Consider the following 9196-nt stretch of genomic DNA (forward strand, 5'->3'; position numbering starts at 1 on the left):
ACACAAAAGGCCCCTCTCTTCCGCAACTTTGTGTGAAAGAGAGAGGCCCTGGTTTCCGTCTCAGAGAGTAGCCGTATCGTAGGCGCTTCCGTCGTCTTCATCCAGCATAGGCTGGCTGCTGCTATCCTTTTTGGCCAGCTTCTTGGCTTCTTCGTCCCGTTTCTGGGCTTCTGCCAGAGCGGCTTCCGTTTCTGCATCCGCCTTGTCTTCCCCGGTCTTGGCAGCCGGTTCCTGGACGGTCTGGGAGTCATCAGCCGGCTGGGCGGCTTCCGGTTCCGTTTCATCCAGGGCTACCCCGGTGTTTTTCTTGGGCTGAAGAGCGGCGGCCGGTTCCTTCTGGGCTTCCGCAGCCGGTTCGGCAGCCGTTTCACCGGCCGGTTCCTTGGTTACCGCAGAGGCAGGCTGAGCCGTCTGGGGGCCGCCTTCCTGGGTATTGCCGTCCAGCTGCTGACCAGCTACTGCACTGCCCGCCAGGATCACGCCGTCCACGCTGGTGTCTTCCGCCACCTGCACATAGGTGTTGGTCCCTGCCGGAATGGTCACAGAAGATCCCTTCACAAAAGCGCCGCCCACAACGCCTACCGGCCCGAAGAGGATCATCCCTCCGATGGAGGCACCGGCGGCACCGGCAGCGGTCTTGGCCTGCTGTTTGGCCAGGTCGCCCACCGTAACAGGGACAGCGCCCCCGTTCACAGCCACCACATGGGAGAAGTCCAGATCGATCCGGGCATCCCGGCCGAAGATCCGGGGCTGGACGATCTTTTTGATCTGGCCATAGCCTTTGGCGCCTTTGGGCAGCACCAGAGCATCCCCCACATACACATTGTCATCCACAATAAAGTCGATGGTATCCCCCTGCTGGTTGGTCTTGCTGTTGATGTCTTCCATGAATTTCACCTTGATCAGGGAATCCTTGGGCAGGACCACGGTGCTGGAAGTGAGGCTGCCGTTGGGGAAGGCGGCCTTGGTCAGCCGGTTCAGACGGCTGGTGAAAGAATCCTTGGCATATTCCGTGCCGAAGATCTGGGTTTCCAGATGGCTCAGACGGGTTTTGGCCGCGTCGATGGACATCCGGTCAGAGAACTGCCATTCAATCACGTTCATCATGGTGGCCATGGACAGCTTCCCGTTTACCGGGGCCCCTTCCAAATTGTTGTAGAGCTTATCCACCCGGCTCATCACAGAACCGGAACTTTTCTGGCCGTACATGTCCGTTTCCATTTTGTCCACCCGGGATACCAGGGACCCGGTCTGGACAGCGCCATACAGGAAGTTTTCCGCAATTTCCAGTTTGCCCGCTACCGTGTTGGTGGCCGCCATTTCCTCGGCAAAAGCCGGAACCAGGCAGGTCAGGCACAGCAGGGCTGTCAAAAACAGGCTGATGATTTTTTTCTTCAATCCAGACACCTCCGTCAGGGTAATTTTCAGAAACTATCGGTTTTATTGTAACATAAATCAGGAAGCGAAGAAAGGTTTCAGTTTCTCTTCCATCTCTGCCCGCATCCGATCCATCAGTTCGTACCGGCGCCGGTGATTGGCCCGTTTGGAGGGTTTCAGTTCCGACAGATCCCTCCGCTTTTCCTCCAGGGGGATCCGGTAGAACCGGGGATCTTGGGTGGGTTCCCCGCCGCATTCTCCCCAGAAGTCCCCGAAATTGGTCTTCAGTTTCCGGTCCACCCGCACATGGTTCATGGCGTAGTAGCCCTCATTGGTCACTGCATAGATAGCCTCACAGCCCACCAGATCCGCCAGAGTCCGGAGCCCGTAGAAGATCAGGTTCTTGGTCCGGTATCCGAAGAATTTCTTGGTCATGGCCTTCACCGCATCATTCCCCAGGCTGGTGCCCTGGAGGGCTCCCACCCAGATGCAGGGTCTGCCGCTTTCCGGATCCGGTCCCAACCAGAACATGATCTGGTAAAAGTCCAGGTCCCCCCAGTGGAGCACCAGGGACAGACACCCTTCCTTCCGCTGGCCCGGATGGAACAGCAGGTCCAGGGTCAGGGGCTTGTCCTGGAATTCGTCGGTCCACAGGTTCACCCGGCCGTGGCGGACGTAGATTTCCCGGAGGAATTCCGGGGTCATCCGCTGCTGAAGGGCATAGATGGTATAGGTGATCACCTTTTCCCGTTCTGCCCAGCCGGCGCCCTTGTAAAAGAATGCCCGGGTTTCCTGCTCCAGCAGGCAGGGCATGCCCTGGAGCACCTCCCGGCGCAGAGGATCCCCATGGAAAAATTTCTGGAGTCCTTCCATCTGGCTCCGGTGGGTGGCACAGCGGAGAAGATACACCCAGTAGCGCTTCCGTTCCTTCAGATGCCTGATATTGTAGCAGGCCAGGCCTGCCGCCTTGATTTCTGCCCAATCCATTGGTGTAGTTCCCTTCTTTGCAATAAGAAGGGGTGTTGCACAGCAACACCCCTTTTTGTCAGCGGTCAATGGTCAACGGTCAACGGCCGTTGGAAATCAATTTTCGTAAATTGATTTTGAACTTGTAAAAGACGTTGTTTGCCGAATCTTTTTGCCATTGTTCACAGCCAGCCGCGCTGGCTTCCTTGGGCCGCTGACCGTTGACAGCTGACAGTATGCTGCCTTGGCAGCATACCTTACTTGTTGTTCTTAATAACCTTCTTCAGCTCTCTCCGGCAGAACAGGCCGAATTCGTGATGGGGCCAGTCGGACCGGGGATTGATGGCTCCGGATTCCATTTCACGGCCATAGCTCCAGCGGTCCAGTTTGAACTTGTGGTTCAACATGTTCACCGTGGCGAACCGTCCCCGGTAATCCAGGATGGTCATGGGTTCCCGGCGGAAGTTGTCTTCCGTTACGTCGAACTTGTCCACAGCCATGACAATGACCACGTCAGCGCCGCTGGCTTTGGCTACGGCTTCCAGACCAGCCTGGGTGAACAGGTTGTCCTGTTCCTGGAGGGCCACTTTCCGGACGATGTCGGAATCCACCATGTCATATTCCGGATACTGGAAAGCCTTGGCGATTTCGTTGCTGAACACGATGGGTTTCATCCCTTCGTTGTCTTCCACTTTTTCTCCGATCATCAGGGGCACCACAGCCAGTTTCAGGGATTTTACCTGAGGCGTTACTGCAGGGGTCTGCTGCTGGGCAGTGGTTTCCGCCGGTTTGGTGGGGGTATAGGTAAAGGTAGCGGCGTCCGCCTGCTGGAGGGCAGGCAGGATCAGCGCCGCACTGAAAGCGACGGCAGACAGGGTTTGCCAGATTTTTTTCATATTGCTGTAACCTCCTAGTTGTCTTTTCTTGTCATTTCATCTATTTTATCACAAGGGGGAGCTCTTTGGCCAGAAAATTACAATTCCTCACAATAGGCAGAAGCCACCCAGCCGATATCCCCATTTTCCCGCTGGACCTTGGTCCAATGGAGGCCGCCGCCGTCGGCAGCATCCAGGATGGTGACGATTTCCCCTTTGGTGAAGTAGTCCAGCACATCCCCGTTCTGGTTGGGATCGCTGCGCATCCGCACTTCCGTGCCGGTGATCCTGCCCTTCCGGTCTTCCAGACGGGTCACCGAAGGGATCAGGGAGCCTTCCGGCACCCGGCAGTATTCCCCGGCCACCCAGCCCTGGGACCCGTCCTTCCGGGTCACTTCATACCATTTCCGTCCTTCATTTACATTGCTTTTCAGGACTTCCACCTTTTCACCGTCTTCAAAATAGCCCAGGATTTCTGTATCCGTCCCAGCGCCTTTCCGCATCCGCACTTCCGTACCAATGATGGTTCCGGCTGCGGACGCATCCGCTTTCCGTTCCATGGGGAATGTCAGACCCAGCAGACAGCACAGCGCGGCAAGAATCCGTCCCATTTTTTTCATCATGGTCTGCCTCCTCTCCTCTTATTGAAGTCATTGTATCACAAGCGCCCGTTCCCTGCCAGTACTGCCAGTAAATCAGTTCTGGGCGCAGAAATCAGCCGATACCCAGCCTACGGAACCGTCGCTCCGCTGGACTTTCAGCCACCGCTGCCCGTCACTGGTCACATCGTCCAGGATGGTCACGGTTTCTCCGTTGTCGAAGTAGCCCAGCACAGCACTGTCCGTACTGTAGCTGGCCCGCATCCGCACGTCCGTGCCGGTGATGGTTCCGGTGGAAGCACTGCTTCCGTCACCATCCCCGCTGCCCATGCTGCAGTAATCCGCAGCCACATAGCCGGTGGATCCGTCACTGCGGCTCACCTTGTACCAGGTCATGCCGTCAGCCCGGGTGCTGCCCAGCACCTGGACCGATTCTCCCTGGCCAAAGACTCCGATGACGCTGCTGTCCAGGCCGGCGCCGTCCCGCATCCGCACGTCCGTGCCGGTGATCACCCCGGCACCGCTTACATCCGTATCGAGAGCTGCAGCCGCGGCTCTGGCAGCTTCTGCCTGCCGTTCCGCCTCAGCCTGCCGTTCGGCTTCCGCCGCAGCTTCCACCTGCCGGCGGGCTTCTTCAGCCGCCCGTTCTTCCGCTTCCCGGCGGGCCTTTTCTTCTGCCGCCCGTTTCTCCGCAGCTTCCTTTATGGCCACCAGTTCCTTCATCCGGGCTTCTTCCCGGGCCGCCTCTTCTTTGGCTTCCTGGGCCTGGATGGCTGCCACTTTTTCCTTTACGGTCATGGGACGAGCAGCCTTCTGTTCCGCCGGTTTGGCCGTTTCTTGGAGAGCTTCTTGAGAAGCTTCCGCCTTTTTGGCTTCCGGTTTGGTTTCCGGTACCGCCGGTTTCACGGCAGCAGCAGTTTTCCCGGCTGCTTCCGCCTCTTTGGCCACCGCCGTCAGGCTGCCGGCTGCCACTTCAGCCGCCTTGTTCTCTTTGGCAGACTTGGCTTTCGCTGCCTTGGCAGCTTCAGCAGCCTCTTTCCGGGCCTGTTCCTCAGCTTTGGCTCTGGCTTCTGCCCGTGCTTTGGCTCTGGCCTCCGCTCTGGCCTGAGCTTCTGCCCTGGCCTGGGCATCCATTTTTGCCTGTTCTTCCGCTTTGGCTTTGGCGGCTTTCTCTGCTTTGGCTTTGGCTTTGGCTTTGGCCTTGGCCTCCGCCTTGGCTTTGGCTTCATCCTGGGCTTTTTCTTTGGCCGCCAGACGGGCCCGGATCCGTTCCAGCCCCTTGCCGGTGCTTTCTCCGACTGCCGGTTTTTCCGCCGGTTTGGCCGTTGTGTCGGCGGGAGCCGCCGTTTCTCCGGCCGTCCCATCACTGTGGTCGATGGGGGCTTCGGTCACATTCCCTTCCGCATCCATACCGGCTGCCGAAAGGTTGATTTCGATTTCCCCTTCACTTTTATCCAGCACCGCCCCGGCATGGTATACCCCGATCAGGCTCCCGTCCCGGTCCACATAATAGGTATCCGGAATGGTCTGGAGTTTGGCCGGATCCACATCATACAGATACTGGAGCCCGTTCTGGGCCAGCACAGCCAGCTGGTCTTTGGTGTAGTAATAGCTGAGAGGCCGCAGTTCACCGGTTTTCCGGTCAAAGGTCATGCCCACGCTTTCTTCCACACCCATATTGGGAGTCATCACCAGGGTGAAGCTGACCAGATCCTCGTCAGATTTGTGCACATCGTAATGGACTTTGCCCCCTCCCAGGGTGGAGGCTTCACTGACAAAAGAAGCCACCTGGCTGCTGAGGGCCCGGTTGATTTTGTCATCTGCCGTGCGGCTGCCGCCGCTGACCTGAGGGCATTCCACATCTACTTTATTTTCCGTACGGCTCACCGTCTTGACGGATACGCCGGTTTCCGCCGCCCATGCAGGAACTGTAGCGGCCCCCAGGACCAGACAGCTCATCAGGACAGCACAAGTTTTTTTCAGCATTGATCATGCCTGCTTTCTACCATATTCTTTCCCCATCATCTCATGATATACAATAAGTATAAGTGTACTGTAATCCGGAGGGAAAATCAAGATTGGGCCGGCTCCACCGGACATTCTTCAAAGAAAGTTTTCTCTTCGTCCAAGGCCACCGGACGGCTGAGGGACTCAGTGAGCCAGGCTTCCGCCTTCTCTTTTCGGTCCCGGGGCATCACCAAGTGGATTTTGGCCCGGTTGGCGTATTCTACGTCCCCCACGGCAAAAAGGTCCTGCTGGTACAGCAGGTTCAGCACCCGGCCCACATCGTCCAGGGTCCAGAGGAAGGCATAGTCCCCCATGGGCACCATTTCCGCCAGGCCCCCTTCCTCCACGGCCTGGGCCACACATTTCCCGTAGGTCCGGGTCAGGCCCCCGGCTCCCAGCTTGATGCCCCCGAAATATCTCGTCACCACTGCCGCCGTGTTGTACAGCTCCTTCCGGCGGAGGACTTCCAGCATGGGAGAACCGGCTGTGCCGCTGGGTTCCCCGTCATCATTGGACCGCTCCACCCGGTTGTCAGGACCTACGATATAGGCAGAACAGTTGTGGGTGGCGTCCCAGTATTTCTTTTTCATGGCCCGGACAAATTCCTGGGCCTCCCCTTCCGTTTCTACCCGGGCCAAGGTGCACAGGAACCGGGATTTTTCCACCACCAGCTCACTGACCACAGGCCGGGCGATCACATATTTTCCCATTGCCGTTTCCGTCCTTTCCGTTAGGTGTATCACAGGGGATATTATACCATAAGAAACCCGGTCAGCGGCCAATGGGCAACGGTCAACGGCTGATGGAAAAAATTTGCCAGCTGACCCACCACCATCCTTGCGGATGGTCCCCCGCCCTTGAAAAGGGCGGATATACGCTCGGGCCGCTGGCCCATTGCTTATCCATGGTCTCGGCCTGCCATGCAATCTATCCGCCCTTTGCAAGGGCGGGGGACCGTTGCGCTTGCGCAATGGTGGTGGGTTAGCAGCCCTTGGGGCTGCGTTTTCAATCAACAGCATCTGCCTGGGGCAGATGGTTTCCATCGGCGTGAGACGTTAAGCGCAAGACTGAAAAACGGCCCGCCGTTTTTCACCCTACCCGCGGTCCCCTTTTCTTATGGTATAATAGGAACGCTATATAAAGGAGGTCATCATTTTGCTGCATGCTTTTCATCGTATATCCCTTTTGACCGGTGCCCTTTGCCTGTCCGCTTCCGTGGCTTTGGCTGCGGCGGCCATGCCTGGCACACCGGCTGCTCTCACCAAAGCTTCCGCCTGGACCACGGCTGCCGGGAACACCGTCCTGGCCACTCCGGAACGGATTAAAGCCATGAACGCCCAGATGGACAAGGCCACCTTTGGCGATTCCATCCAGGACCTGGGAGCCTCCATTTCCGGCGACAAGCTCACCGGCTATGTGAATTCCTTCGGCATGGATGAAGACCAGTACATCCAGAGGGCTCCCATCAGCCACTCTTTTGCTTCCCAGCTGGTCCAAGATGCCAAAGCCAATATCCGTCCCACCAATACAGTAAAATACGGAGTGGTGGTGGACCGGGTGGATCTCCGCTCCTTCCCCACCCTTCAGCGGGCCTTTGATTCCGCCTCCGACACCCAGTTCGACAACTGGCAGGAAACCGCCGTGGATCCGGCCACTCCGGTGCGGGTGTACCACACCAATCCCCAAGGGAACTTCATTTTCGTCCGTACCCCCCATTATCGGGGATGGGTCCCTCGGAACAAGGTAGCCATCACCGATGCCAAGACCTGGCAGACCTACGCCAACCCTGCCTCTCCTGCTGTAGTCACCGGGCGGGTACTGACCCTCCAGGCCGGCACCCAGCCCCAGCTGTACCAGATGGGCACCGCCATTCCCACCCAGGGCGGGAACCTGCTGCTGCCCACCCGGAACCATCAGGGCTATCTCCAGATTGTCCCGGTGAAAGCCGCCTACGGGGCTGATCTCCATCAGGGCTACCTGCCCTACACCGCCAACAACACCATTGAAATGGCCTTCAAGCATCTGGGGGCCCCCTATGGCTGGGGCGGCATGCACAACAGTGTGGACTGCTCCTCCTTCGTCCAGGATGTGTACAAGACCATGGGGATCCAGCTGCCCCGGAACGGAGACGAACAGGCTCAGTCCTTCCCGGGGAAAAGCTTCCAGGGCATGACCCATGCAGAGAAGCTGGCCTACATCAAAACCGCCGCACCGGGGTCCCTGCTGTTCACCCCCTACCATGTTATGATGGTGCTGGGGAATTACAACGGCACTCCCTACATGATCCATTCCCTGGCCTCCTACGGCATGGAGACTTCCAGCGGCGTGGTAAAGAACCGGATCATGCAGGTGGTAGTCAGCAAAGTGGATCTGCTGGCCGGAAGCGGAACGCCCCTGGTGGATCAGATGACCCAGTGCAATACATGGAAATAAAGCGCAGGGCGCTTTATTTCTGTCAATGGTCGACGGTCAGCGGTCAACGGTCGGCAGTCAGCGGTCAACGGCAGGCGACAGAAAGGGGGTGTTGCACAGGACGTGCAACACCCCCTTTTCTTTTATCTCTTATGCAACCGTCTCCAGCGGATCCTTTACAACAGGGGCCTCATAGACGTCATAAGGATCCAAATCTATACATCTTCGCGGATTCCGTTTTCCTTCCAAGTCCCACGCGGCTGTGCCATTCATGACCGTAAGGCAGTCGTGAAACACCTTTTGATCCTTCAATTTTTGAAATACTCCGGGGTTCTGTACCAGGGACGATGCATCATAATAATGAACCGTTCCGTCATTAAAATACGCGTAAAAACTGTATCCTTTTCCTGGAACCACCTGTAAGACTTCAGGTATCAACTGTTTTTCCATTGTATCACCCCTTTTCTTCCATTATAACAAAATCACCAAGCAAAACCAACGGTACCATTGGATCCCCCTCATTTCACACCGAAGAATTTTTCATCGATTAGCCGATTGCCATCTGTAGGGCGCGCCCTTCCCGGACTCCGGATTTATAGTAAGACCTCAGGGCCGTTTCTGGTTTTTTGTCATGCCCTCTGGGCGGCCGGGACGGGCTCCCCTGCGGGCAGCCCCTACGCCGTCGCTGTCTAACAGACGACAACAGCGGTGTTCGCCGTTTGTTGCCCGGTACGGGCGAACACCAGCAGACCGTGCATCTGACCTTCCGACCTCCGTTTGTGAGGCCCTACGGCATCGCAACAGAACATTGGATTTTCACCGTACCTGCTCTGCACGAAAAGTGTCAAGGTATTTAGACACATAGAACCGTGACATTTTTCTACCCTGCTAATTGTTTGTATTTTTCATTCGGGGTTACATAATCGATACCCGAATGAATACGATTAGCATTGTAATCAA

Annotated in this window: 8 protein-coding genes; 1 reads left to right on the forward strand and 7 read right to left on the reverse strand. The window is 57.1% G+C overall.

Annotated elements, in window-relative coordinates; translation table 11 throughout:
• Window positions 1-60 precede the first annotated feature (60 nt).
• The 6 genes from FX155_RS10600 to FX155_RS10625 form a co-directional block, all read right to left on the reverse strand.
• Complete coding sequence (locus FX155_RS10600; protein WP_326831143.1) at window positions 61-1407, reverse strand: hypothetical protein; 1347 nt, start codon at window positions 1405-1407, stop codon at window positions 61-63.
• Between the two features lie 48 nt (window positions 1408-1455).
• Complete coding sequence (locus FX155_RS10605; protein ID WP_154488658.1) at window positions 1456-2364, reverse strand: VirK/YbjX family protein; 909 nt, start codon at window positions 2362-2364, stop codon at window positions 1456-1458.
• A 236-nt stretch (window positions 2365-2600) separates the two neighbouring features.
• Window positions 2601-3239, reverse strand: coding sequence for a hypothetical protein (locus FX155_RS10610; protein WP_022487299.1), 639 nt, complete (start codon window positions 3237-3239; stop codon window positions 2601-2603).
• 77 nt (window positions 3240-3316) lie between these two features.
• Window positions 3317-3841 (reverse strand): SH3 domain-containing protein, encoded by a 525-nt coding sequence (locus tag FX155_RS10615; RefSeq protein WP_022487300.1) that lies wholly within the window; start codon window positions 3839-3841, stop codon window positions 3317-3319.
• Between the two features lie 72 nt (window positions 3842-3913).
• Complete coding sequence (locus FX155_RS10620) at window positions 3914-5803, reverse strand: SH3 domain-containing protein (protein WP_154488659.1); 1890 nt, start codon at window positions 5801-5803, stop codon at window positions 3914-3916.
• 86 nt (window positions 5804-5889) lie between these two features.
• A complete protein-coding gene (locus FX155_RS10625) occupies window positions 5890-6534 on the reverse strand; it encodes a YigZ family protein (RefSeq protein WP_022488155.1) in 645 nt (214 codons plus the stop codon).
• A gap of 445 nt (window positions 6535-6979) precedes the next feature.
• On the opposite strand from FX155_RS10625, the gene FX155_RS10630 reads away from it, so the two are divergent.
• Complete coding sequence (locus FX155_RS10630; protein ID WP_154488660.1) at window positions 6980-8257, forward strand: SH3 domain-containing protein; 1278 nt, start codon at window positions 6980-6982, stop codon at window positions 8255-8257.
• A 129-nt stretch (window positions 8258-8386) separates the two neighbouring features.
• Here the strand turns inward: FX155_RS10630 and FX155_RS10635 are convergent, their stop codons facing one another.
• Complete coding sequence (locus tag FX155_RS10635; protein WP_154488661.1) at window positions 8387-8686, reverse strand: DUF2442 domain-containing protein; 300 nt, start codon at window positions 8684-8686, stop codon at window positions 8387-8389.
• Window positions 8687-9196 lie beyond the last annotated feature (510 nt).

The sequence above is a fragment of the Acidaminococcus fermentans genome (assembly GCF_009696675.1).
In the GTDB taxonomy this organism is placed as follows: Bacteria; Bacillota; Negativicutes; order Acidaminococcales; family Acidaminococcaceae; genus Acidaminococcus.